The 22,999-nt window shown below is 68.4% G+C and carries 19 protein-coding genes; 2 read left to right on the top strand and 17 right to left on the bottom strand.

Annotated elements, in window-relative coordinates:
* Positions 1–245: 245 nt before the first annotated feature.
* The 11 genes from CPBF1521_RS01000 to CPBF1521_RS00945 form a co-directional block, all read right to left on the bottom strand.
* On the bottom strand, positions 246–2,318 hold the full coding sequence (locus tag CPBF1521_RS01000) for a tetratricopeptide repeat protein (RefSeq protein ID WP_115675621.1): 2,073 nt from the start codon (positions 2,316–2,318) through the stop codon (positions 246–248).
* Between the two features lie 58 nt (positions 2,319–2,376).
* On the bottom strand, positions 2,377–3,363 hold the full coding sequence (locus tag CPBF1521_RS00995; RefSeq protein WP_104585454.1) for a YheT family hydrolase: 987 nt from the start codon (positions 3,361–3,363) through the stop codon (positions 2,377–2,379).
* A gap of 63 nt (positions 3,364–3,426) precedes the next feature.
* Positions 3,427–4,326: a lysophospholipid acyltransferase family protein gene (locus tag CPBF1521_RS00990; RefSeq protein ID WP_180707992.1), complete on the bottom strand. Its 900-nt coding sequence runs from the start codon at positions 4,324–4,326 to the stop codon at positions 3,427–3,429.
* 21 nt (positions 4,327–4,347) lie between these two features.
* Positions 4,348–4,776 (bottom strand): hotdog fold thioesterase, encoded by a 429-nt coding sequence (locus CPBF1521_RS00985; protein ID WP_115675620.1) that lies wholly within the window; start codon positions 4,774–4,776, stop codon positions 4,348–4,350.
* A gap of 295 nt (positions 4,777–5,071) precedes the next feature.
* Positions 5,072–7,102: a phospholipase D family protein gene (locus CPBF1521_RS00975; protein ID WP_115675618.1), complete on the bottom strand. Its 2,031-nt coding sequence runs from the start codon at positions 7,100–7,102 to the stop codon at positions 5,072–5,074.
* Positions 7,099–7,671 (bottom strand): YceI family protein, encoded by a 573-nt coding sequence (locus CPBF1521_RS00970; RefSeq protein ID WP_104585767.1) that lies wholly within the window; start codon positions 7,669–7,671, stop codon positions 7,099–7,101. Before CPBF1521_RS00970 ends, CPBF1521_RS00975 begins: the two co-directional genes overlap by 4 nt.
* A 3-nt stretch (positions 7,672–7,674) precedes the next feature.
* Entirely contained in the window at positions 7,675–8,151 is a 477-nt protein-coding gene (locus tag CPBF1521_RS00965; protein ID WP_016904234.1) for a SixA phosphatase family protein, read from the bottom strand.
* A gap of 14 nt (positions 8,152–8,165) precedes the next feature.
* The gene (locus CPBF1521_RS00960; protein WP_104585765.1) at positions 8,166–8,798 is read right to left on the bottom strand and encodes a ParA family protein; all 633 of its coding nucleotides are present in this window, start codon (positions 8,796–8,798) and stop codon (positions 8,166–8,168) included.
* Between the two features lie 159 nt (positions 8,799–8,957).
* On the bottom strand, positions 8,958–10,031 hold the full coding sequence (locus tag CPBF1521_RS00955; protein WP_115675617.1) for a hypothetical protein: 1,074 nt from the start codon (positions 10,029–10,031) through the stop codon (positions 8,958–8,960).
* A gap of 66 nt (positions 10,032–10,097) precedes the next feature.
* Positions 10,098–11,015, bottom strand: coding sequence for an AEC family transporter (locus CPBF1521_RS00950; protein ID WP_115046219.1), 918 nt, complete (start codon positions 11,013–11,015; stop codon positions 10,098–10,100).
* A 661-nt stretch (positions 11,016–11,676) separates the two neighbouring features.
* Positions 11,677–12,315, bottom strand: a complete 639-nt coding sequence (locus tag CPBF1521_RS00945) for a tetratricopeptide repeat protein (protein ID WP_104650430.1) — start codon at positions 12,313–12,315, stop codon at positions 11,677–11,679.
* A gap of 194 nt (positions 12,316–12,509) precedes the next feature.
* On the opposite strand from CPBF1521_RS00945, the gene CPBF1521_RS00940 reads away from it, so the two are divergent.
* Positions 12,510–16,217, top strand: a complete 3,708-nt coding sequence (locus tag CPBF1521_RS00940) for an indolepyruvate ferredoxin oxidoreductase family protein (RefSeq protein WP_115675616.1) — start codon at positions 12,510–12,512, stop codon at positions 16,215–16,217.
* A 248-nt stretch (positions 16,218–16,465) separates the two neighbouring features.
* On the opposite strand, the gene CPBF1521_RS00935 is transcribed toward CPBF1521_RS00940, so the two are convergent.
* From CPBF1521_RS00935 to egtB, 3 genes are read right to left on the bottom strand one after another with little or no spacing between them, the layout of a single operon-like run.
* Positions 16,466–16,735 carry a DUF3253 domain-containing protein gene (locus CPBF1521_RS00935; RefSeq protein WP_115675615.1) on the bottom strand — a complete coding sequence of 90 codons (270 nt, stop codon included), beginning with the start codon at positions 16,733–16,735 and terminating at the stop codon, positions 16,466–16,468.
* 15 nt (positions 16,736–16,750) lie between these two features.
* On the bottom strand, positions 16,751–17,737 hold the full coding sequence (egtD, locus tag CPBF1521_RS00930) for an L-histidine N(alpha)-methyltransferase (protein WP_115675614.1): 987 nt from the start codon (positions 17,735–17,737) through the stop codon (positions 16,751–16,753).
* A complete protein-coding gene (gene egtB, locus CPBF1521_RS00925; protein ID WP_181901059.1) occupies positions 17,734–19,023 on the bottom strand; it encodes an ergothioneine biosynthesis protein EgtB in 1,290 nt (429 codons plus the stop codon). Before egtB ends, egtD begins: the two co-directional genes overlap by 4 nt.
* Before the next feature lie 65 nt (positions 19,024–19,088).
* Between egtB and CPBF1521_RS00920 the strand changes: the two genes are divergently transcribed.
* Positions 19,089–20,270: an aminotransferase class V-fold PLP-dependent enzyme gene (locus tag CPBF1521_RS00920; RefSeq protein ID WP_115675613.1), complete on the top strand. Its 1,182-nt coding sequence runs from the start codon at positions 19,089–19,091 to the stop codon at positions 20,268–20,270.
* 120 nt (positions 20,271–20,390) lie between these two features.
* On the opposite strand, the gene CPBF1521_RS00915 is transcribed toward CPBF1521_RS00920, so the two are convergent.
* The 3 genes from CPBF1521_RS00915 to CPBF1521_RS00905 are packed head-to-tail and all read right to left on the bottom strand — an operon-like array spanning position 20,391 to position 22,978.
* Entirely contained in the window at positions 20,391–21,863 is a 1,473-nt protein-coding gene (locus CPBF1521_RS00915; RefSeq protein ID WP_115675612.1) for an ABC transporter permease/substrate-binding protein, read from the bottom strand.
* Positions 21,860–22,597, bottom strand: a complete 738-nt coding sequence (locus CPBF1521_RS00910; protein WP_115675611.1) for an ATP-binding cassette domain-containing protein — start codon at positions 22,595–22,597, stop codon at positions 21,860–21,862. The genes CPBF1521_RS00915 and CPBF1521_RS00910 overlap by 4 nt, the downstream gene beginning before the upstream one ends.
* A gap of 48 nt (positions 22,598–22,645) precedes the next feature.
* A complete protein-coding gene (locus CPBF1521_RS00905) occupies positions 22,646–22,978 on the bottom strand; it encodes an EF-hand domain-containing protein (protein ID WP_115675610.1) in 333 nt (110 codons plus the stop codon).
* Positions 22,979–22,999: the final 21 nt, after the last annotated feature.

Raw genomic sequence — 22,999 nt, 5'->3', positions numbered from 1 at the left:
TGCCGCTGCATCACACCGCCGAACACTGCCGCCGGCGCCGGCTGCGGCGTACGCGTGCTGCTTGGCGCACCCTCCCCGCGCCCCGACAGGAAGCGCGATATCCAGTCGGTGCCCAGCCCCGTAGGAGCGGCCCTGGCCGCGACCGGGCTTTACGGGGAATGCCTCCGCGCCGTGAGGCGTTCCCGATAAAGCCCCGTCGCGGCCGGGGCCGCTCCTACGGGTGTGCGAGCTGCCGCGGGCGGCGCTCAGTCCTGCGGGTAGCCGAGGCGCACCGCGATCGGCGTCAGCAGATCGAATTGCGCGCCAAGTACGTTGCGGTAGCTGCGCCAGCGCCCCGCGGCCAGCCGCGCCGGGCCGCGCGGTTCGACCAGCGGAAAGCGCAGGCCGAACGCCTGTTCCAGCGCGGTGGAGATGCCTTGCGGGTCGCTCTCGATGCCGTCCAGGCGGATGATCCGGTGCGGATACAGGTCGCGCTCGTGCAGCACGGCGAGCTGTTCCAGCGCCGCCAGCAACCAGTCGGCGGCCTGTTGCGGCGATTGCACGGCCAGCGGTGCCGGCGCGCCGGCCGACAGCCAGTCCAGCAGCATGTCGCGCGGGTCGCGCAGCGCGATCGCCAGCCGGCCTTCGGGCAGGTGCGGGCGCAGCGCGGTCAGCAGGGTGTTGTCCCACCACAGCAGCCAGTCGATGACGTTGCCGTCGTCGATGCCGCGCCGCGGCAGCTGCGCCTTCCAGCCTTCCACCAATGCCATCGGCGCCAGCTCGCCGGACGCCAGCTGCTCAACCGTGCGGTAGCTCTGCAGCGCATCGGACGGCGGCGTGGTGCCATACCGGTCGTCGCGCACCAGCGGGGTGGCCGCGCCCATCACCGCGATCAGGCGTTCGACATGCGAGCCGGGCGTGCCAAAGACGAACAGCGGCCGTGCCGTCACGGTCTCGGGGATGGTCCCGATGTCCGGCCACTGCATCGGCTGCCTGGCGGCCTGCGGCGGCAACGGCAGGCGGTGCTGGGCCTGCTCGCGCTGGAACTGCATCCAGGTGGCCACGGCGGCGTCGGGCTGGCCGGCGCGGTCCTGCACATTGCCCAGCCACGGCCGCAGCACGGTCTGCTGGGGCGCGGGCAACGAGTCGATCAGCGACTGCACGCAGGCGATCGCCGCCGGCGGGTCCCGCTCCAGCAGGGCTTCGACGATGCGTTGCTCGCCGCTGATGCGGCCCGGCTCCACCGCCACGATCTGGCGGGCCACCATTTCGGCCTGTTCGGCATGGCCCTGCATGTCGTGCACGCGCATCAGCGCTTCCAGCGCCGGCAGATGCTCGGGCATGGCCAGCAGCCAGCGCTCGATCACCGCCTGCGCCTGCGCCCCGCCGACCGGCTCCACCGCCAGCCGTGCCAGCCACAGGTCGTGCGCCGTGGCCGAGGTGGCCAGCGCCGCGTCCAGGGTGTCGCGTGCATCGTCCACCGCGCCCAACCGCTCCCAGGCGGTCAACAAGGCGTGCAAGGTGCGCCGGTCGGCCGGCCAATGGGCCAGCGCCAGGCGCAGGTGCGCGGCGGCCTGGTCGGGGCGGCCAGCCTGCAGTTCCATCTCGCCGGCGAGCCGGCGCATGGCCGGGATGTCGCCGCCGGGCTGGGCGAACACGCCCTGCATCGCGGCCAGTGCATCGTCCAGGCGGCCCTGGCGCTGGGCCAGCTGGGCGATGAAGGCGCGCAGCGCGGTGCCCGGCGGGTTGAGCTCGACCACGCGCTCGAAGGCGCGCTCGGCAAATGCGAAGTGTTCCTTCTGCAGATACGCAAAGCCCAGCGCGAACATCACCCGCGGGTCATCCGGCAGTTGCTCGGCGGCGCGGGTCAGCAGCGACAGTGCGCGATCGCCCTGGCCGCGGCGCAGCTCCACCACGCCATCGACGGCCAGCAACTGCGGGTGCTCGGGCGCCAGCCGGGCGGCGGTGCGGCTCAGCCGCTGCGCCTCGTCCAGATCGCCGCGCGCCACCGCCAGATGCGCCTGCATCACGTAGGCATTGAACTGGTTGGGGTCGAGCGCGGTGGTACGCGACAACGCGTCGTCCGCCGCAGACAGCGCGCGCGTGGCCAGCAGCAGCCCGGCGCGCAGCAGATGCAGGTCGGCATCTTCCGGCGTCAGCGTCAGCGCGGTTTCGATGCTGGCCAGCGCCAGCGCCGGTTGCCCCTGCTGCTGCAGGGCCAGGCCGAGCCAGCGATGCGCGGCGGCGCTCTCGGGCGCGCCGAGGACCCACTCGCGGGCCAGCGCCACCGCATCGTCGGCCGCATTGCGGCGCAGGGCTTGAAGAATGGCGTCTTGCATGGCGGTGGGCGTGTCCAGGACAAACGCCTATTGTAACGATGCGCAGGGTGGCGCCGACTTACACCTGCGCGGCCAGCCGCTCGGCCACCCAGCGCTCGGCGAATCCGTCGCCGCGGGCGTTTTCCAGAAAGCCGCAGTGGCCGCCCCAGCGTGCGATTTCCAGCCGTGCGTGCGCCGGCAACTGCCAGGCGGCGAAATCCTCGAACGGAATGACCGGATCGTCCTCGGCCATCAGGATGTCCACCGGCACCTGCAGGCCGGCCAGGCGCTCGCCGGCGATCGAATAACTGTCGAAATACGCTTCCAGCGAGCCATGCCCGGTGTGCTGTTCGGCCAGCCAGGCCATCAGCCCGCGCATGTCCAGCGCCAGGGTGGCGTCGTCGTAGCCGTGCTGATCGGGGAACAGCTTGCGCTTGCGCAGCAGCGACTCGCGCCACTTGCGGCGGAAATACCAGTCGTAGAACTGCGGGCCTTTTTCCAGCTGCAGCATCGTCGCTGCCGGGTCCAGCAGCGGGCATACCGCCGCCACGCGCGCCAGCGGCAGGCCGGCCGCCGGTGCACGCAGCGCCAGCCGCAACGCGAAATTGCCGCCCAGCGAATAGCCCGCCGCCAGCAGCTGCGGCGCGGGAAACCGCCGCCACAGATCGCCCGCGGCATTGACCACTTCCTCGATGCGGTCGGAGTGAAACAGGTCCACGTTGAGGTGGTGCGTGCCGCCATGGTCGCGGAAATTCAGCCGGAACACCTGATAGCCCAGGCCAAGCAGGCGCGCGGCTGTCAGGCGCATGTAGTTGGAATCGGCGCTGCCTTCCCAGCCATGCAGCAGCAGCACCGTGCCGCGCACCGGGGCATCGCCGGGCGGGATGCTCATCCAGCCCTGCAGGCGCACGCCATCGCCGCCGTCGAGAATGTGTTCGCTGGTGACCGCACCGCTGGCGGCCAAGAGCTGGCGGCTGCGGAGCCGGCGCAAGGCACTGCTGCCCAGCACCGACTGCACGTGCGGATTGCGCAGCCAGCGCGGCGGCAGATAGTCGGAGGCGTTCATGCGCTCATCGGGCCGGACAAGGGGGTGCCGGCCGCAGGGAGGATGCGCGCTTGCATCGTCGGCTCAGGACTCCATCGCCGCGATGATGCGTTGCCGCGAGGTATCGGCCAGGCGGCGACGTCCGTCGATATCCAGCGCACCGATCGGCTCGAGAAAATGCACCTCGGCCAGCCGCGACGGCTCGCCGAGCAGGCGCACGATATTGGCGAAGAAACTCTCGCGCTCGCCGAACGCCACCACTGCCTGCGCATTGCCGCGTTCGCCGTAACGCAGGGCCACCGGCTGCACCGGCACGCCGGCCTCGACCGCAGCCTGGAAGATGCGCGCATGGAACGGGCCGACCTCGGTACCGCCACGGGTGCGGCCTTCGGGGAACACGCCCACCGGCTTGCCGCTGCGCAGGCGCTGCAGCATTTCCTGCAGCACGCCGCCCAGCGATTCGGTATTGCCGCGCTGGTGGAAGATGGTCTGGCCCTTGGTCGCCAGCCAGCCTACCAACGGCCAACCGGCGATCTCGCGCTTGGCCACGAAGCCCATCACGCGCTGGCTGTGCAGCATCGAGATGTCGACCCAGCTGACGTGATTGGCCACGAACAGGGTCGCGCCCGGCAGCGGGGTGCCGAAGCGACGCAGGCGGAAGCCGAACACGCGCATCAGGTTGCCCTGCCACCAACGGATCATCAGCTCGTCCAGGGTGTCGTCGGGGCCGGTGCGGATGCGCGCCAGCGGCGGCGCCACCACGCACAGCATGGTGATCGGCAGGCAGATGCTCAGATGCAGCAGCAACAGCGGCACCCGATACAGGTACCGGAACCAACGCAGCACGCCGCCAGCGTCGCGCGTGGCGTCCAGGGATGACTCGCTCATTGACGGAACGGGACCGGTACCAGGGGAAGGAAGCGCAACTATTGTGACAGCAGCGTGGCCTGCGCGCAGTGCCCGCGGCGGGTGGCGCTGTTCCACCCATGCACTTGCACGGCGTGCTCAGCCATTGCTGCGTGGCACCACGGCCAGGGTCAGCCGTGACACGCACACGCGCTTGCCGGCCGGATTGTCGATGGTGATGTCCCAGACCTGGGTGCTGCGCCCCACATGCACCGCGCGCGCGGTGCCGGTGACCAGGCCATCGGTGGCGGCGCGCAGATGGTTGGCGTTGATCTCCAGCCCGACGCACATCCGGGTGGTCATGTCCACGCACAGGTTGCCGGCGCTGCTGCCCAGGGTTTCGGCCAGCACCACCGACGCACCGCCATGCAGCAGGCCGTACGGCTGCCTGGTGCGCGCATCCACCGGCATGGTGGCGCGCAGCCAGTCGTCGCCGGCATCGGTGAACACGATGCCCAGATGTTCGATCAAGGTATCGCGGCTGGAGGCGTTGAGGGCGGCCAGGTCGACGGGTTCGCGGAAGGTCATAGGCTGGGGATTGGGGATTGGGGATTGGGGATTGGGGGGAATCGGGAATCGGGAATCGGGAATCGGGAATCGGGAATCGGGAATCGGGACAGCATCTGCGGCGCTGGGATCTGATGCAACTGCCTTTAGCTGGTGCTGCACGCCAGGCCGCGATGGTGACTTCGGCGGATGGCGGTGTGTGGCGCGCCGCCCATCTACTGCAGCGCACCGCGCCATTGCAGCGGTGCGTCACTTCACAATGCACCGCTTGCCACGCGCCGTCTCGATGCCGGCGCCGGGACCGGCGCCGCTGCGATCAGAGGATCGGCACCAGTCCCGCACCGAAGGCGGTCAGCATCCGCACCAGCAGCCACTTCGGGCCGACGTTGACCTCGGGGAAATCGCCTACCGCCACATAGCACTTCCGGAATTGCGGGTCCTGGCGCTTGAGCGGGAACGGGCAACCCGGCCCCGGCTGGAACTCGTAGTTGGTGGCGTAGCGCCAGGGCCAGAAATCCAGCACCGGCAAGGCTTCGGACACCTTGCCCACGCTGTAGTTCAATCCGCTCAGCACCGGCGGCTTTTCGCGCGGGGCCACGGTCCAGGCGTTTTCCGGTGCCATGTCGCGCGCGATGCTGGCCGCCAGCGCCTGCGCAAAGCGCGCATCGTCGATCACCACCGCCGCTTCGGTGTTGTAGTTCTCGCTGCGCGGATCGAAGTTGTGCGTGCCGATCACGCCGATGCGGCGGTCCACCACCAACGACTTGGCATGCAGGCCCATGCGCGCACCGGCACGGGTCACCGGCAGCGGCTTGTTGACCGCGCGCGTGCCCAGGAACGACGGCCGCGTCTCGGTGCGCAGCACGCGCCGATCGACCTCGCTGCCGCCGGGCACGCGGCCTGCGCCGCCCCCGCTGCCCCCGCTGCCGCGGATTGCGCTGCCGGCCGTGCCGCCACCACCACCGCCACTGCCCCGCATCGCATTGCCGGCCGCACTGCCGCCGATCACCCGATTGACGCGACTATCGTCGTCGGCCGGCTCGGCCGCCTCCGGGTTGAACGGATCGGGCACCAGGTTGGCGTAGTCCACCGGTGCATTCAGCGGGAACGGCTTGAACTCGTAGACGTTGAAGCCCAGCTCGCGCATGTTGCGGCGTTTGAACTTGTACGACAGCGCATACACGATCGGGTTGTCGGTGGCGGCCAGGCTGTTGGTGGACACCACGATACGCGGCGGCTGCGGGCGCTGGCGCAGTGCGCGGAAGATTGCCTGGGCCTGGTCGGACAGCACCAGGTAGGGCGTCTGCAGCAGCACTTCCTGCTGCGCATTGGCGATCAGGCCGTCCAGCTCGGGCGCGGTGGATACCGCCTTGGCGGTGTGTTCCTTGCGGTGCTTCTGCGGCAGGTCGGCCACATACAGCACGCGCTGCACCGGCATGGCCGGGGTCACGAACGCCTCGCGCACGAACTGCGGATCGCGCGCCTCCTGGTCGACCCGTTCCACCCGCTCGGGGCGGCGGAACGTGGCTGGCGGCATCTTCGGTGCGCCCTGTTCCAGCAGCAGGCGACCGACATCGTTCAGACGCTCGGCCGGCACGCTGCGGCGCGCGTGCCAGAACGCGTCGAAGTTGGCCGCCATCGCACGCACTTCCGGCCCGGCCAGGATCACGTCGCGGTCGCGGAAGTTGTACTCGCTGTCCCAGTCGTAATAGTCGTCCTGGTAATTGCGCCCGCCGACCACGCCGAGCACGTCGTCCACCACCAGCAGCTTGTTGTGCATGCGCTGGTTGAAGCGACGGAAGCAGCACACCACGCTGCCGGCATAGTCGAAGTAATTGAGCTTGACCTTGCCGAAGGTCGGGTTGTAGATGCGTAGCTGCAGGTTTTCATGGGTGCTAGCCAGCGCACCGAGAATCTGCAGATCGGCAATCGCCGAGAGCTGATCGATCAGGATGCGCACCTTGACCCCGCGCTGCGCCGCATCGGTCAGCGCATCCAGCACCATCCGCGCGCTGTCGTCCTTGTCGAAGATGTAGGTCTGCAGGTCGATGCTGCGGGTGGCACTGCGGATCAGGTTGAGCCGCGCCACCAGCGATTCTTCGCCATGGTCGACGATGGTGGCGTAATGCCGCGGCGCGGCCGGCGTGGAGGCGGTGATCGCCTCGCCACCCAGCGCGCGCAGCGGCGAGGGCTGGGCGCAACGATTGGCCTGCGTGCAGCTGACAACGGTGCTGCGGGCGGCGGCGGCCACCCCGGCGGCACGGTTGCGTTCGATTTGTGACAGGCCGGCACATCCGGTGCCGAGCAACAGCGTTGCCAGCACAATCACCCTCAACAGGAACCTCACGGGCGCCGCGCCTCCTGCAGCCGCCCACGCAGAATGAACGTCACCCTGTCGCCCAGGGCCATCTGCCACGCATTCATTCCGTAACGTCCACGCAGGACCGTACCTCGACTGATCACATCGCAATCATAGCCCGGCCGCGCGCATTCAGCCGGCACCACATGCAGGGTCTCGACGTGGGTGATTCCGCGAATGGTCAGGTTGCCGGTGATGTCACCGCCCTTCTTCACCACCTCCTCGGCGTAGGGACGCGACTCGAATTCCACCACCGGATACTGCGCGACGTCGAAAAAATCCTCGCCGCGCATCCACGCCGTGTAGCGATCCTTGCCGGGAATTTCCACCTGCGTGGCATCCAGACGGAAACGCACCTGCTGGCGTCCGTCCGGCAATTCCGCCAGTTCACCCCGAAAGCGCGGGAAGAACCCCTCGATCTTCATGCCGAAGCGCGTCCTGATCTCGAACCCGAAGCGCGATTGCACCGGATCGATGGAATGCAGCTTCTGCTGCGCCACGCAGGGAAGAGCGACCCAGAGCGCGAGCCAGGCAAACCAGCGCAGCGACGATGGCACGGATCAAGGCCACCAGAAGGCGGTCAGGCGGGCGATGCCTGGTTCGATGGCCGCGTCCAGTGGCAGTGCCAGCAGGGCGATCGCGGCGGTCGGCATGCCGCGGTAGTCGCCGGTCTGGCCGCTGTGCATCAGCGCCGCCAGCCGTTCCAGGCCGGGGTTGTGGCCGACCAGCAGCAGCCGCTCGGCATCGCGGTGTTCGTCCACCAGGCTGGCCAGGGTGCCGGGCGTGGCGTCGTAGATCCGTTCGTCCAGGCGTTGTTCTATATAACCGGTGAGCTCCAGCACCGCTTCCAGCGTCTCGCGCGCACGCCGCGCCGGCGAGCACAGCACGCGGTCGGGCACCAGGCGCTGCTCGCGCAGCCAGCGGCCGGCCGATTCGGCCTCGGCGATGCCGTGCGGGGACAGCGGGCGGTCCAGATCGGCCTGGCCGGTATCGGCCGGCTCGGCGTGGGCGTGTCGCAGCAGTATCAGTTCGCGCATGAAAACACTCCGGTCTAGGATTTCTTGAGCCACTTGAACAGCGGCTCCCAATCCTGTTGATGGTCGCGCACCTGCGCCGAGCGGTAATCGAACAGGCTGCGTCCCAGCCCGGCCATGACCACATAGGCCTGGGTGTCGCGCAGCTGGGCCACCAGGGGATAGGGCCAGGCGCCGATCATCTCGGCAGCTTGCTGCGAGGTCTGGGTCCAGGGGCGGGCGCGGTTGAGCACCAGGCCCACCGGCAGCTTGCGCTGATGCACGCGCGGCACCTTGGCCAGCGTGTTGAGGAAGCCGACCACCGCTTCGATATCCAGCGCCGAGGACAGCACCGGCACCACGATGGCGTCGACGTGGTCGAGGAAGCCGCTGAGGTCATCGGCCATTGCACCGGCCGGGGCATCGATGATCAGCTGGTCGGTGCCGTCGGGCACCGCGGCCTGCCAGTTGCGACGGCGGGTGGCATCGATCGGCAGCACCGCACTTTCCAGGCTGGCGCGACGCTGCGCCCAACGCGTGGACGAGCCTTGCGGATCGGCGTCGGCCAGCACGGTGCGCTGACCCTGCAGGGCCGCATGTGCGGCCAGATTGGTGGCGATCGTGGTCTTGCCGACGCCGCCTTTGGAGGCGGCCACCAGGACTGTCTTCATGCACGCCTCGCTTCCGGGAGCAAGCCGGCAGCGTACACCGCGACGAAGTGAGGAAGTAGTCGAAAGGCGTTAAACGTCCCTCGGCAGGCGCCATCGCGCTGCAACATCGGCCCCGGTACATGGCCGCTGCCGCATGCAACGACCACGCGGATCAGCGGATCAGCGGGGCTGGCTGCTCGCGGCGCCCGGCTGCCAGTCCGCCGGCGGTTGCGCGGCAAGGCCTTGACGCTGCAGGCGCGCGCGCAACGCCGGCACTTCGCCCTGCGTCAGGATCGCATCCAGTGCGGCGACCTGCGCATCGACCGAGGGCGCGCTGCGCTGCAGTTGCTGCTGCAGCCACTGCAGCTCCCGCATCCGCGCCTGCCAGCGGGTGGCATCGGCGCCGCTGCTCAGTGCGGCCATGCCCTTGGTGCCGATCACGGCCGTGGTCAGGGTGGACTCGTCGTTGGCCACGTTGTTCAGCACGACCATGCACTCGTCGCGTAACGCGGGCGTGGTGGCACCGGGGTTGCAGCGCTGCATCAGATCGCCGAGCGCGGGGAGTGCATGTGCAGACCAGGTACTGATCACGAACATCGCCGCCATGCCGGCGCCCGTGGACGGAAACCCTTGGGCGTCGAGTCGCTCGCGCAAGCTGACCGAGGCCAGCGATGGCCATTGCACGCCGTCGTAGACGGCATGCAGGGCCTGGCCCAGCTCCAGCACACCGCTGTCGAAATGATCGGACTGCACGGCCGCCTGCCAGGCGCGTTCGGCGGCCGCCTGGTCGCCGCGGCGCTGTGCAGCCGCATAGGCGCGCAGATGCACGGCGGCATTGCCGGCATCGGTCTGCTCCAGGAACGCCCGCGCGGCGCCTGGGTCGCAGCGCAATCCGGGGGCACAACCGACCGCTTCCATCCGCGCCACCAACCGGTCGCGCGGCCGCGCGTCCAGGGCACGCTGCAGCCAGGCGCGCTGGATGGGTGTATAGCCTCCGTCTGCGGCCGACACTGCCTCGTCCTCGGCATCGATCCACAGCAGACCGGCCAGATACAGCTGCCTGGGCTCGCCGCTGGCCGCCATGCTGCGCAGGCGTGCCTGCATGGTCTGGCCGACCTGGCTTACCCAGTGAGTCATCAGCGGATCATCCGCCGGAACCGGTGGGGTGGCGGGCGATGCCGCCAGAGCGGACTGCGCCGCGAAGACGCCGCCAAGCCATAGCAGCGCCGTGGTGATCAAGCGATATCCGTGCATGTGTTGCTCCTGTCCGTGTGGCGCGCGCAATGGTGCGCGCCAGCATTTCACACGGGGTACGCCGCATCAAGCGGCCAGGCGCGCCAACAGCCAGGCCCATGCCGGCAGGGTCAGCAGCGACAGCAGGATGCTGTAGCCGACCATCGCCGCGGCCAGGCGCGGCGCCAGCCGGTGCGAGATGGCCAGCGCGGCGGCGGTGATCATGGTGGGCATGGCCGATTCGAGCACGTTGGTCTGCAGCATCGCGCCATGCAGGCCGAGCGCCCAGGACAGCGGCAATGCCAGCACCGGCATCACGGCCAGCTTGAAGACCAGGCCGACGGCCAGCGGCTTGAGCTCGTCCGCAGGCAGGCGCAACTGCAGCGAGAAGCCCACCGCCAACATCACCAGCGGCAGCATCGCGTCGGCCAGGCTCTTCAAGCCCGAGCCGATCCAGGCCGGCGGCTGTTCCGGCATCACCGTCAGCGCGAACAGCAACGCCCACAGCGGCGGAAACCGCAGCACGCGCACCAGGATCAGCCGTGCAGTCGGCGGCGTGTCGCCGCTGTAGCGGGCCAGCACGTACAGCCCGAACGTGGACAGCAGCACGAAGGTGCCGAACTGGTCGTAGACCACCGCATACGGCAGGGCGTGATCGCCGATCAAGGCGCGCACCATCGGAAAGCCGATGAAGCTGGAATTGGTGAACACCACGCACATCAGCAGCGCGGCGTATTCCTCGCGCTTGAACCGCAACAGCCGGCTGCAGCCCCACAGCAGCGGCACGATGAGTGCGGTCAGCAGCCACGGCGTGGCGATCACGCCACCGAGCGAGGCATCCAGATGCAGGCGCGGCACATAGGTCAGCACCGAAGCCGGCAGGCAGATGTACAACACGATGCGATTGAGCACATCGGCGCTGTTGTCCGGCAGCACCCGCAGGCGCGCGAACAGCAGGCCGAGCCCCAGCATCGCCAGAATCAACGCAAATGCATCCACCGCCATGGCGTGGTCAGGTCCGTGGGAGAGCGACGCTCAGGATCGCATAGTGGACGTGTCGTGCCTTGATCAGCGACGGGCTAAATCGGCGAGCATGCCTATGCGTGGCGCAGATCGTTCGCTCAACGCCTGGCGACAGGCATGTCGAGGCTTGCCGCTTCTAGGATCCGGCCCATCACTATCTACTCTTAACCATGTGCACCGACCATCTCGACTGGTCCTTGCCCGCCCACCGTCGCGGGACCTTACGCGGCATGGATGCCGCGTAAGAGCCTACAAGGACGTACTTGCGGCGTGTCCCGCGATGGTGGGCGGGCAAGGGCCCTGCAGCAAAGCCGCAGATCAACCGCTCTACGATTGAGCCATCGCACGGACGACTGCCTCAAAAGACCGACCCTCTCGACTGGTCCTTGCCCGCTCACCGTCGCGGGACCTTACGCGGCATGGATGCCGCGTAAGAGCTTACAAGGACGTACTTGCGGCGTGTCCTGCGATGGTGGGCGGGCAAGGGCCCCTGCAGCCAGGCCGCAGATCATCCGCTGTACGACTGACCTGCCCGCACAGGCCAACCGCAAGTCGCGTTGGCCTGCTATTGACGGCCGCAAAGCCACGTAAGCGCTGATGCACCGCGGCGCGCTGCAAGGGCTTTCCGCAGCACCCCGCCGAGTTACGGAAATGCCGGCGGGTTCGCCTGCCATGCGGCAAAGACCTCGGCCAGCGTGGCGCGTTCGGCCTCGCGCCAGTCCGGCAGCAGGGTGGCGTAGCCGGCGGTGCTGCTCCAGCGATCCGGCCAGGTGCGCACAGCGGCGGCATACCACTCGACCGCTTCCTGCTTGCGCCCGGTGCGCCATAGCGCCAGCGCCGCGGTGGTCGGCAACCAGGCCGGCGCGGCCGGGCGGCCGTTGGCCAGGGTGGCCCACTGCTGCAAGGCCTTGTCGGCCTGGTCGGCACGCAACAGATCCCAGCCGTAGTTCCAGGTGATGGCGCGGTACTGCTGGCTGCCACTGGAGACCAGCCCCAGGGCGCCCTGATAGAGCTCGTCGCCCAACTGCGTGCGTCCCCCCGCATAGGCCAGCGACGCCAGCTGCGCGCGCGGTTCGGCAGCGCGGGCGTCACGCTGCACCATCGCCGCCAAACGGTCGATCACTGCATCGCCCTGCCCCTGCACGGCCACCACCGCCTTGGTGGTGCCGCGATCTTCGTCGAAATAGAACTCCTTGGGCTTGGGCAGGTTCTGCGCCTGCGCCATCGACCACACGCCCCCGAGCAAGGCCAACATCGCGGCCCATGCGTATTTCCTTTTCACTGGCTTTATCCCCTGACAGCAAACGACCCTTCCCGTTCCCATCGTAACCGCAGCGCGGCGGCTGCGCATCCGCATGCAACGGGCGCGTGAAAGGCGACTGCTACACTTTGGGCCGCCGTTTTGGAATCCGTCGGGCGGGTCATCCGGTTTCAGATGACACGCGCCGGGTCCCAGCCACCCTTTCCGGGCACGCCATGACCAGTACCGCTGCACTCTCTTCTCCCGACGCTGCCAACACGCCGGAGCTCGGCCAGGTCGATGCGGATTACACGCTGGAGCACAAGTACACGCGCGCCGACGGGCGCATCTACTTGTCCGGCGTGCAGGCACTGGTACGGCTGCCGTTGATGCAACGCCTGCGCGATGATGCCGCCGGCCTTGCCACTGCCGGCTTTGTCAGCGGCTATCGCGGCAGCCCGCTGGGCGGCTTCGATCTGGAGCTGTGGCGTGCGCGCAAGCACCTGGACGCAGCCAGGGTGACCTTCACCCCCGGCCTCAACGAGGACCTGGCCGCCACCATGGTCTGGGGCACCCAGCAGACCAACCTGTTCCCCGGCGCCAAGGTGCAGGGCGTCTACGGCATGTGGTACGGCAAGGGCCCGGGCGTGGATCGCAGCGGCGATGTGTTCAAGCACGGCAACGCCGCCGGTACCTCGCCGCATGGCGGCGTGCTGGCACTGGCCGCCGACGACCATGCCTGCCGCAGCTCGACCCTGCCGCACGGCTCGGAAGAGGAATTCGTCAGCGCGATGATGCCGATCCTCAACCCGGCCGGGGTGCAGGACATCCTGGACATGGGCCTGCTCGGCTGGGCGATGAGCCGCTATACCGGGCGCTGGGTCGGCTTCAAGACCATCGCCGAGACGGTGGAATCTTCCGCCTCGGTGGACGTGGATCCGTTCGCACGCAGCATCGTGCTGCCGGAGGACTTCGCGCTGCCGCCGGGTGGCTTGAGCATTCGTTGGCCGGACCCGCCGGTGGACCAGGAAATGCGCCTGCATCGCTATGCGATTGCCGCCGCACAGGCCTTCGCACGCGCCAACCGGATCGACACGGTGGTGCTGGATTCGCCGCATGCGCGGCTGGGCATCGTCACCACCGGCAAGAGCTATCTGGACGTGTTGCAGGCGCTGGAATACCTGGGCCTGGATGCGCAGGCCTGCGCGCAGATCGGCATCCGCGTGTACAAGGTCGGCATGACCTGGCCGCTGGAGCCGGCGGGCATCAGCGCGTTTGCGCGCGGGCTCGACGACATCGTGGTGGTGGAGGAGAAGAAGGCCTTCATCGAGCGCCAGATGAAGGAGCTGTTCTACAACTGGCCGGCCAGCGCCGGTGCGCGGCCGAGCATCGTTGGCAAGTACGACGAGCAGGGCGAATGGATCCTGCCCTCCACTGGCGAGCTGACCCCGGCCACGATCGCGGCAGTGATCGGCAAGCGCATCCAGCGCTTTGCGCTGCCGTCCAGCGCGATGACCGAGTCGATCGACCACCGGCTGCGCTGGATGGAGACCAAGGAAGCCGAAATGGCCTTGCCGCGCGCGCTGTTCCCGCGCGTGCCGCATTACTGCTCCGGTTGCCCGCACAACACCTCCACGGCGGTGCCGGAAGGCGCGCGTGCGCTGGGCGGGATCGGTTGCCATTACATGGTGACCTGGATGAACCGCTCCACCGACACCTTCACCCATATGGGCGGCGAAGGCGTCACCTGGTCGGGGCAGGCACCGTTCACCGAGACGCCGCACGTGTTCCAGAACCTGGGCGACGGCACCTATTTCCACAGCGGCTCGCTGGCGATCCGGCAGTCGGTGGCCACCGGCGTCAACATCACCTACAAGATCCTCTACAACGATGCGGTGGCGATGACCGGCGGCCAGCCGGTGGACGGCACGCTCACCGTGCCGGACATCGCGCACCAGCTGCGCGCCGAAGGCATCCACGCGATCGTCGTGGTCAGCGACGACATCGGCAAATGGACGCGCCGGCGCGAGCGCTTCCCCAGCGACGTGGCGTTTCACGACCGCAGCGAGCTGGATGCGGTGCAGCAGCATCTGCGCACGATCAAGGGCGTGTCGATCCTGATCTACGACCAGACCTGCGCCACCGAAAAACGCCGCCGCCGCAAGCGCGGCAAGCTGATCGACCCGCCCAAGCGCGTGATGATCAATTCGCTGGTGTGCGAGGGCTGCGGCGATTGCGGCGAAAAGAGTTTCTGCGTGTCGGTCTTGCCCAAGGACACCGAATTCGGCCGCAAGCGGCAGATCGACCAATCCAACTGCAACAAGGATTATTCCTGCGTGTCGGGCTTTTGCCCGAGCTTTGTCACCGTGCATGGCGGTGCACCGCGCAAGGGCAAGCAGCGCGATGCCAGCGCATTGCTGGACAACCTGCCCGCGCCGCCGCAACGCACCACGCTGGAACAGCCCTGGAACATCCTGATCACCGGCGTCGGCGGCACCGGCGTGGTGACCATCGGTGCGCTGCTCGGCATGGCCGGGCATCTGGAAGGCAAGGGTGCCACGGTGCTGGACCAGACCGGGCTGGCGCAGAAGGGCGGCGCGGTGACCACGCATATCCGCATCGCGCGCCGGCCGGCCGATATCCACGCGGTGCGCATCGCCGCCGGCGAAGCGGACCTGGTGCTGGGCTGCGACATGGTGGTGGTCAACGATTACTGGGCCCTGTCCAAGGTGCGCGACGGCCGCACCCAGGTGGTGCTCAACACCTACGAAGCGATGCCGGGCAACTTCACCACCCAGCCGGATCTGCAGTTCCCCGCCGCCGAGATCATCGCCGGCGTGCGCACCGCCCTGGGCGGCCAGGAACCGCTGTTGCTGGATGCCACGCAACTGGCGACCGCGCTGCTGGGCGATGCGATCGCCAGCAACCTGTTCGTGCTCGGCTATGCCTGGCAGCACGGGCTGGTGCCGCTGTCGCATGCGGCATTGATGCGCGCGATCGAGCTCAATGGCGCAGCGGTGGCGATGAACCAGCAGGCGTTTGCGTGGGGGCGGCTGGCGGCGGTGGATCTGCCGGCGGTACAACGCGCTGCCGGTATGACCACCGCTGACACGTCTGTGCACCTGCACGGCGACACGCCGGCCGCGCGTGCGCCCGGCAGCTGGGAAGACCACGATCTCGGCGGACAGAGCGCGCCGCGTGCATTGGCGCGGACCGATGGCAGCACGCTGCATGGCGATGTCGATGCGCCGGTGCATCCGCTTGACGATGAGCAGCTGGCGCAGTCCTTGGACGAGGCGATTACGCGCCGCATCGCGTTTCTGACCGACTATCAAGACGCTGCCTACGCGCAGCGCTATCTCGGGCTGGTGGAGCGCGTGCGTGCGCAAGAGGCCCAACGCGCGCCCGGCAGCACTGCCTTGACCGAAGCTGTAGCGCGCTATGCCTTCAAGCTGATGGCCTACAAGGACGAATACGAAGTGGCGCGCCTGTACACGCGTGGCGACTTCCAGCGCCGGCTGCAGCAGCAGTTCGAAGGCGACTACACGCTGCGCTTCCACCTGGCACCGCCGCTGTTGGCCAGGAAGGATGCGCACGGCCATGCGATCAAGCGCGAATACGGGCCGTGGATGTTCACTGCGTTCAAGCTGTTGGCGCGGCTGAGATTCCTGCGCGGCGGCAAGCTCGATGTGTTCGGCTACAGCGCCGAACGGCGTGGCGAGCGTCAGCTGATTGCCGATTACGTGGCGACAGTGGACACGCTGCTGGAACGGCTGGATGCCGACAACGTCGGCCTGGCGGCGCAGATCGCCAGCATTCCCGAGCATATCCGTGGCTATGGGCATATCAAGCACGCGCACCTGGAAGACGCCAAGGCACGCCAAGCCGTGCTGCTGGCGCAGTGGCGCAATCCCAAGGCCTTGCATGTGGTGCAGGCAGCCTAGACGACAGGGCGGCCAGGTCCGTTGCAGCGCTGGAACCTTGCGCGCGGATCGGCTGACGCTTGCCGGCAGTGCAGTAGCGACAGGCTCCTGTGGTGGGGCTGGGAGATCGCGCCGGCGCCGCTGCGGCACAGCATCGCGTTTATGCACGGCAGCGGTCAGCACCTACCGGGTCGATGCGCTGTCGGTGCATCGCTCGGCATCATCGTCTGCCGAGCGCCAGCAGTCATGCACACGCAGGGCAGCGCGCGTCATTCGAAATGCCGACCACGTATCAGACGGACCGGGCCACGCACCGTGCCCAGATCGACCACGTCGCCGCGCTGGGTGACCCGTACCACGTCCTTGCGGGCTAGATCGGCAGCAACGGCGCGTACCTGCGGCATCAGCGCACGCCAGCGGTTCTCGTCCTCGCTGAGCGCGCGGGCGACTTCGGACGGGCAGATCGACTGCTGCGGCAGCCGGCGCGCCAGCAGCGCACGCATGGTCGCGGCGATCTGCCCGTCATCGATTCCTTGCACGCCAGGCGCGCGAGATCAGAGCGGACGCAACACGCGCAGGCCGAACCAGTCCTTGGCATCGTTCCAGCCGTGGGTGACCTTCAACCCCGCGGCAGCGGCGAGTTCGGCAAAGCGTGCGTCGGTGTACTTGTAGCTGTATTCGACCTGCATCGCTTCTCCGTCGGCAAATTCGAATTCCTTGCCGCCCACCTGCACGCGCTGTGCGCGCTGGCTGATCAGGAAGGTTTCGATACGGCCACGTTCGCGCGCGTACACCGCATGGTGGCGGAAGCCGTCCAGATCGAAGTCGCTGCCGATCTCGCGGTTGAGCCGCGCCAGCAGGTTCAAGGTGAACTCGGCCGTGACCCCGGCCGCATCGTTGTAGGCGGCCTCGATCAGGCCGGCATCCTTGTCCAGGTCGATGCCGATCAGCGCGCAGCCGTCGCTGCCCATGGTCTGGCGCATCGCATCCAGCAACTCGATGGCGGCAGCGTCGGTGAAATTGCCCAGCGTGGAGCCGGGGAAGAACACCAGATGCCGGCGCGCCGGGCGCTGCGCCTGCGGCAGCTGCAGCGGCTTGGTGAAGTCGGTGCACACCGGCAGCATCTGGATCTGCGGAAACTGCTGCGCCAGCCGCGCAGTGCTATCGAGCAAGGCGGTGCGCGAGATTTCCAGCGGCGTGTAGGCCACTACATCGCGCAGCCCCTGCAGCAGCAACTCGGTCTTGCGACCGCTGCCGCTGCCGTATTCGACCACGTGCACGCCGGCGCCGATGGCCTGGGCAATCGAGGCCATGCTGGCCTCCAGCAACGCCAGTTCGGTGCCGGTGAGGTAGTACTCCGGCTGCCGGGTGATCGCCTCGAACAACTGCGAGCCGCGTGCATCGTAGAAATACTTCGACGGCAGCGTCTTGGGCGTTTGCGACAGGCCGGCCAGCGCGTCGGCAGTGATGTCGTCCGGTTGCGGGCGCAGGTCGGTCAGCGCGGCGTGCGCGCGTTGCATGGCGTGGGCGGCGGCGTTCAAGGCAGATCCTTGGCAAGGCGCACGCCGGCAAACTGCCAACGCGCATCGGAGGGAAAGAAGTTGCGGTAACTGGCGCGGACATGGCTGGCCGGGGTGGCACAGCTGCCACCGCGCAGCACCCATTGCGCATTCATGAACTTGCCGTTGTATTCGCCCAGCGACCCGGGCCACGGCGCAAAGCCGGGATACGGCAGGTAGGCGCTGCCGGTCCATTCCCAGACATCGCCGAACAACTGCTGCAGGCCGGTATCCACCGTGTCGGCGCCGCGCGGATGCAGGGCATCGGTATCGACGAAGTTGCCCTGCACCGCCACACCGGTGGCGGCCTGTTCCCACTCGGCCTCGGTGGGCAGGCGCGCGCCGGCCCAGCGGGCGAAGGCGTCAGCCTCGAACAGGCTCAGGTGGCATACCGGTGCATGCGCATCGCGCGGGCGCCAGCCATCCAGGGTGAACTCGCGTCCGTCTGCATCCCAATACAGCGGATGCTGCCAGCCCTGCGCCTGCACCATCGCCCAGCCATCGCTGAGCCAGGCACTGGCACTGCGGTAGCCACCGGCGTCGATGAACGCCTGGAACTCGGCGTTGCTGACCACCCGATGCGCCAACGCATGCGCGCCGACCAGCACGCGGTGACGCGGCGACTCGTTGTCGTAGGCGAAGGCATCGGCCTGCGGCCATGCCGCTGCGCCGATCTCAACGATCTGTTCGTCGCGTGCCTGCCAGCGCAGCGTGCTGGCGACGGCAGCAGGCGGGGCCGGCGCATCGCGATACGCCGGCTGCAGCGGGTTGCTCCACAGCGCATGCTTGATGTCGGTCAACAGCAATTCCTGGTGCTGCTGCTCGTGCTGGATGCCGAGTTGCACGATGGTGCAGGCCTGCGCATCCAACGTCCCATCACCCAGGCGCTGCTGCATCTGCGTATCGACTGCGGCCCGGTAGTCGCGCACCTGCTGCAACGACGGCCGCGACAACACTCCGCGACGCGCGCGCGCGTGCATCGGGCCCACGCTCTGGTAGTAGCTGTTGAACAGGAAATCCCAGGCCGGGTCGAACACACGGTAGGCCGGATCGGCCTGCAGCACGAAGCGCTCGAAAAACCAGGTGGTGTGCGCCAGATGCCATTTGCTGGGGCTGGCGTCGGGCATGCTCTGCACCATCGCGTCTTCAGCGCTCAGGGGTGCGGCGAGGCGATCGCTCAGCGCGCGGGTCTGCGCGTAGCGTTCCAGCAGCGTCAGCTGCTGTTGCTGGTGGTGGCCCAGCAGAGATGAGAGTGCAGACATCGCCATATGCTTGAGGAGCGCCTGTGAACGCGCCGTGTCGGCAGCGTGGCAGCCAGCGGTAAGCTGTCGCCATGTCTTCTTTTTCTCTGTCCAGCCTGCTCCCCGCGCCCGTCGAATGGGAACGCCGCCAGCAGGCATTTGCGTTACCTGCCGACATCACCTATCTGGATGCCGCCTCGCGCGGCCCGCTGCTGCGCGCGGTGCAAGCGGTCGCGCATCAGGCGGTGGATGCGCTGGCCACCCCGTGGCAGCTGCCGTTCGATGCCTGGCTGCAGGACATCGAGCGTTTGCGCACGCTCGCTGCAGGCCTGTTCGACGACGATGCCGACGGCGTGGCAATGCTGCCCTCGGCCGCGCACGGCCTGGCGACCGCCGCACGCAACCTGCCGCTGCAACGCGGCGAGGCGGTGCTGCTGCTGGAAGGCCAGTTCCCCTCGAACCTGCTGATCTGGCAACGCTGCTGTGCCGAGGTGGGCGCGCACATCGTGGCGGTGTCCACGGCCGGTGGCGATGCCTTGACCGCGGCGGTGCTGCAGGCCATCGCCCAGACACCGGCCTTGCGCATCGTCACCTTGCCGCATGCGTACTGGCTGGATGGACGACAGCTCGATCTGGACCGCATCAGCGCCGCGGTGCACGCACGCGGTGCGGCGCTGGTGCTGGATCTGAGCCAGAGCCTGGGCGTGCTGCCGACCGACCTGCCGTGCTGGCGGCCGGATTTCGTGGTCAGCGTCGGCCACAAATGGCTGCTGGGGCCGATGGGGCTGGCCTGGCTGTGGGTGGCCCCGCAATGGCGGGCGCACGGCGTGCCGATCGAAGAACACTGGATCGGCCGCGATGCCGGCAGCAGCTGGGAATTTCCGGTGGCCCAGGCGCCGTCCTATCGCAGCGGTGCGCGCCGGTTCGATGCCGGCGGCGTTGCCGATCCAATGAGGATCGCGATGGCGACGGTGGCCTTGCAGCAGGTCGCTGCCTGGCAACCGGCGCGCATCGCGCAGGCGCTGGGCGCGCTCACCGCGCGCTGGGATGCGGCGCTGCAGGCACGCGGTCTGGGCAGCTGGTGCACACCCGCGCACGCGCCGCATCTGACCGCCCTGCAGCCGCCGGCACACCGGCTGGAGGCCGTGGCAACGGCATTCGGCGAACGCGGGGCGATCTGCACGCGGCGGCACGGACGCCTACGTATCGCACCGCACCTGAGTGTCACCGGTGATGCGCTCTCAGCCCTGATCGCAGCGCTGCCAGAGCCATGACGCAGCACACGTAGGAGCGGACCCGGCCGCGACGGGGCGTTACCGAAAGATGGCATCATCCCGGTAACGCCTGACAACGCTCGATAAGGCCCCGTCGCGGCCGGGTCCGCTCCTACGTGGTTAGGCGCGTTGGCTGAGGCGCAAGCCACGCGGCGTGACCCAGCGCTCCAGGCCTTCGAACACTGCCTGCACGACCAGCGCGAGTACCGCTGCGGGAATCGCGCCTTCCAGGATCAGGCCGATGTCGTCCAGGCGGATGCCGGTGAGGATCGGTTGGCCGTAGCCGCCTGCACCGATCAAGGCGCCCAGCGTGGCGGTGCCCACGTTGATCACCGCCGCGGTCTGGATGCCGGCCACGATGGTGCGACGCGCCAGCGGCAGCTCCACCCGCCACAGGCGCGTCCACGCCGGCAGCCCGATCGCCTGGGCGGTCTGGCGCAACTCGCGCGGGATCGCGGTCAGCCCGGCATGCGTGTTGCGCACGATCGGCAGCAGGCTGTAGAGAAACAACGCGGCAATCGCAGGTTTGGCGCCGATGCCGAACAGCGGAATCATGAACACGAACACCGCCAGCGACGGCAGCGTCTGCAGCACGCCAGTCAGGGAGAGCACCACCTGCCCGAGCCGTGGCCGCCGCGCCGCCAGCACGCCCAGCGGCAACGCGATCAGCAAGGCAAACCCCAACGAGATGCCGACCAGGGCCAGATGCTCGCGCGTATGCCGCAGCAGGCGGCTGATGCGCGAGTCGGCTGCGGATGCGGGCGCCACGCCCAGCCACTGCGCCGCTACGGCCGCCTCGGACTGACGCTCCAGCTTTACCTGTGCGTTGAGCCGCTGCATGGTCGCCTCGTCGATGCGCCCCTGCAGCCCCTGCAATGCGTTGAGCATCGCCGGTGAGCGCTGCGCCAGGTCCTTGCGATACAGGAACACCGCCTGGTAATCGGGAAAGTAATGGCGGTCGTCGCGCAGCACCTGCAACCGGTAATACGGAATTTCCGCATCGGTGCTGTACAGATCGGTGACCTCGATCGCCCCGCTCTGCAGCGCGCGATAGGCCAGATCGTGATCCAGCCCGGTCGCCGTCTGCGGCAGTGCATAGGCGGCGCGTACGCCCGGCCAGCCGTCGGCGCGCTGCATGAATTCGTTGCTCAGGCCGATCGTGAGCGATGGATGCCGCGCCAGATCCGACATCGAGGCGATGCCGAGCGCCTGCGCACGTTCGACGCGCATGCCGAAGGCATAGGTGTTCTGGAAGCCGAGCGAATCGGTCATCGCCAGCCCGCGCGCGTCCAGTGCGGCGCGCAGTTCGGCCTGGCTGGCCTTGGGCAGCTGCAGCAGTTCCTGCGCCAGCGTGCCGGTGTATTCGGCGTAGGCGTCGATCTGCCCGGTCTCCAGCGCACGCCACAGGATGCGCGTGCCACCGAGCTGGGCGCGGTGTTGCACGTCCACCCCATCGCGCTGCCCGGCGGCGGTGGCGATCTCGCCCAGCAGCACGGCCTCGGTGAAGTTCTTCGAGCCGATTGTCACCTGCGCGGCCTGCGCACCGACGCTTCCGACCAGCAATGCAATGGCGAGCAGCACGCGCGCGCTCATGCGGCGTCGCCGATGCTGCGCTGCGCAGTGAGAAAGCGCTGCACGAACGGATCGGCCGGCTGTTCCAGCAGGCTGCGCGCACTGCCCTGCTGCACCACCTGGCCGGCCCGCATCAGTACCAGGGTGTCGGCCAGGTAGGCCGCTTCGGCAACATCGTGCGTCACCAGCACCACGGTCTTGCCGAGCTGGGCGAACAGCGCACGCATCTGCGCCTGCAGGTCGTAACGCACGATCGGGTCGAGCGCGCCCAGCGGCTCGTCCAACAGCAAGGCCGGTGGGTCCAGCATCAGCGCACGGATCAAGCCCACGCGCTGGCGTTGACCACCGGAGAGCTCGGCCGGATAACGCGCCAGCAGCTCCGGCGGCAACTGGCACAGCGCGCACAAGGTGTGCAGGCGTTGATCGATGCGTTGCCGCGTCCAGCCCAGCGTCTGCGCCAGCAACACCACATTGCTGCGTGCATCCAGATGCGGAAACAGCCCGCCTTCCTGGATTACATAACCGATGCGCTGGCGCTGCGCCTGCAGGCTGGCGCGTTGCAGCGGCGCACCATCGAAGGCGACCGTGCCGCTGTCCGGCCATTCCAGCCCCACCAGCATCCGCAGCACGGTGGACTTGCCGGCGCCGCTGGGGCCGATCAAGGCGGTGGTGATGCCGCTGGCGAACTGCAGGGAGACGGTGTCGAGGGCAACGGCCTGGCCGTAGCGACGGCTGACCTGGTCGAGAGTGAACATGCGCTCGAGCTTGCCGAACGCAGCGTCAGACGCGCGCGAAGGTGCGCATCAGCGCGGCGGCGCCAGCAATTCGCGTGCGCTCAGGTAGCCGTCGCCGTTGGCGTCCTGCCGCGCAAAACGCTCGATCAGCGTGTTGCGATGCGCGGCGCGGGTGATCGGCTTGCCGCGTCGGCCAGGCAGTTCATCGCCCTGCAACACGCCGTCGTGGTCCAGGTCGCGCTGATCGAAGGCGTAGCTCATCCACACCAGGTATTCATCGCGGCCGACGCGGCCATCGCCATCGGTATCCATGCGCTGCAGATACTGCTGGCTGTCCTGCACCTGGGCCTGCGCGAACACGGCCGGCCCGCACACACCACAGGCCATCAGCAGGCTACGCATGACCGGACCACGCGCTCCGCG

It is taken from the genome of Xanthomonas euroxanthea (genome assembly GCF_900476395.1).
In the GTDB taxonomy this organism is placed as follows: Bacteria; Pseudomonadota; Gammaproteobacteria; order Xanthomonadales; family Xanthomonadaceae; genus Xanthomonas; species Xanthomonas euroxanthea.
The sequence above is the reverse complement of the archived record's forward strand: the minus strand, read 5'-3'. Positions and strand labels throughout refer to the sequence as shown.

Excerpts from the sequence above, each read along its gene's own strand:
- CPBF1521_RS00910 (WP_115675611.1), bottom strand. The coding sequence starts at position 22,597 with ATGTTCACTCTCGACCAGGTCAGCCGTCGCTACGGCCAGGCCGTTGCC.
- CPBF1521_RS00915 (WP_115675612.1), bottom strand. The coding sequence starts at position 21,863 with ATGAGCGCGCGCGTGCTGCTCGCCATTGCATTGCTGGTCGGAAGCGTC.
- CPBF1521_RS00905 (WP_115675610.1), bottom strand. The coding sequence starts at position 22,978 with ATGCGTAGCCTGCTGATGGCCTGTGGTGTGTGCGGGCCGGCCGTGTTC.
- CPBF1521_RS00985 (WP_115675620.1), bottom strand. The coding sequence starts at position 4,776 with ATGACCTTCCGCGAACCCGTCGACCTGGCCGCCCTCAACGCCTCCAGC.
- CPBF1521_RS00940 (WP_115675616.1), top strand. The coding sequence starts at position 12,510 with ATGACCAGTACCGCTGCACTCTCTTCTCCCGACGCTGCCAACACGCCG.
- CPBF1521_RS00995 (WP_104585454.1), bottom strand. The coding sequence starts at position 3,363 with ATGAACGCCTCCGACTATCTGCCGCCGCGCTGGCTGCGCAATCCGCAC.
- CPBF1521_RS00920 (WP_115675613.1), top strand. The coding sequence starts at position 19,089 with ATGTCTTCTTTTTCTCTGTCCAGCCTGCTCCCCGCGCCCGTCGAATGG.
- egtB (WP_181901059.1), bottom strand. The coding sequence starts at position 19,023 with ATGGCGATGTCTGCACTCTCATCTCTGCTGGGCCACCACCAGCAACAG.
- CPBF1521_RS00950 (WP_115046219.1), bottom strand. The coding sequence starts at position 11,015 with ATGGCGGTGGATGCATTTGCGTTGATTCTGGCGATGCTGGGGCTCGGC.
- CPBF1521_RS01000 (WP_115675621.1), bottom strand. The coding sequence starts at position 2,318 with ATGCAAGACGCCATTCTTCAAGCCCTGCGCCGCAATGCGGCCGACGAT.
- CPBF1521_RS00955 (WP_115675617.1), bottom strand. The coding sequence starts at position 10,031 with ATGCACGGATATCGCTTGATCACCACGGCGCTGCTATGGCTTGGCGGC.
- CPBF1521_RS00965 (WP_016904234.1), bottom strand. The coding sequence starts at position 8,151 with ATGCGCGAACTGATACTGCTGCGACACGCCCACGCCGAGCCGGCCGAT.
- CPBF1521_RS00960 (WP_104585765.1), bottom strand. The coding sequence starts at position 8,798 with ATGAAGACAGTCCTGGTGGCCGCCTCCAAAGGCGGCGTCGGCAAGACC.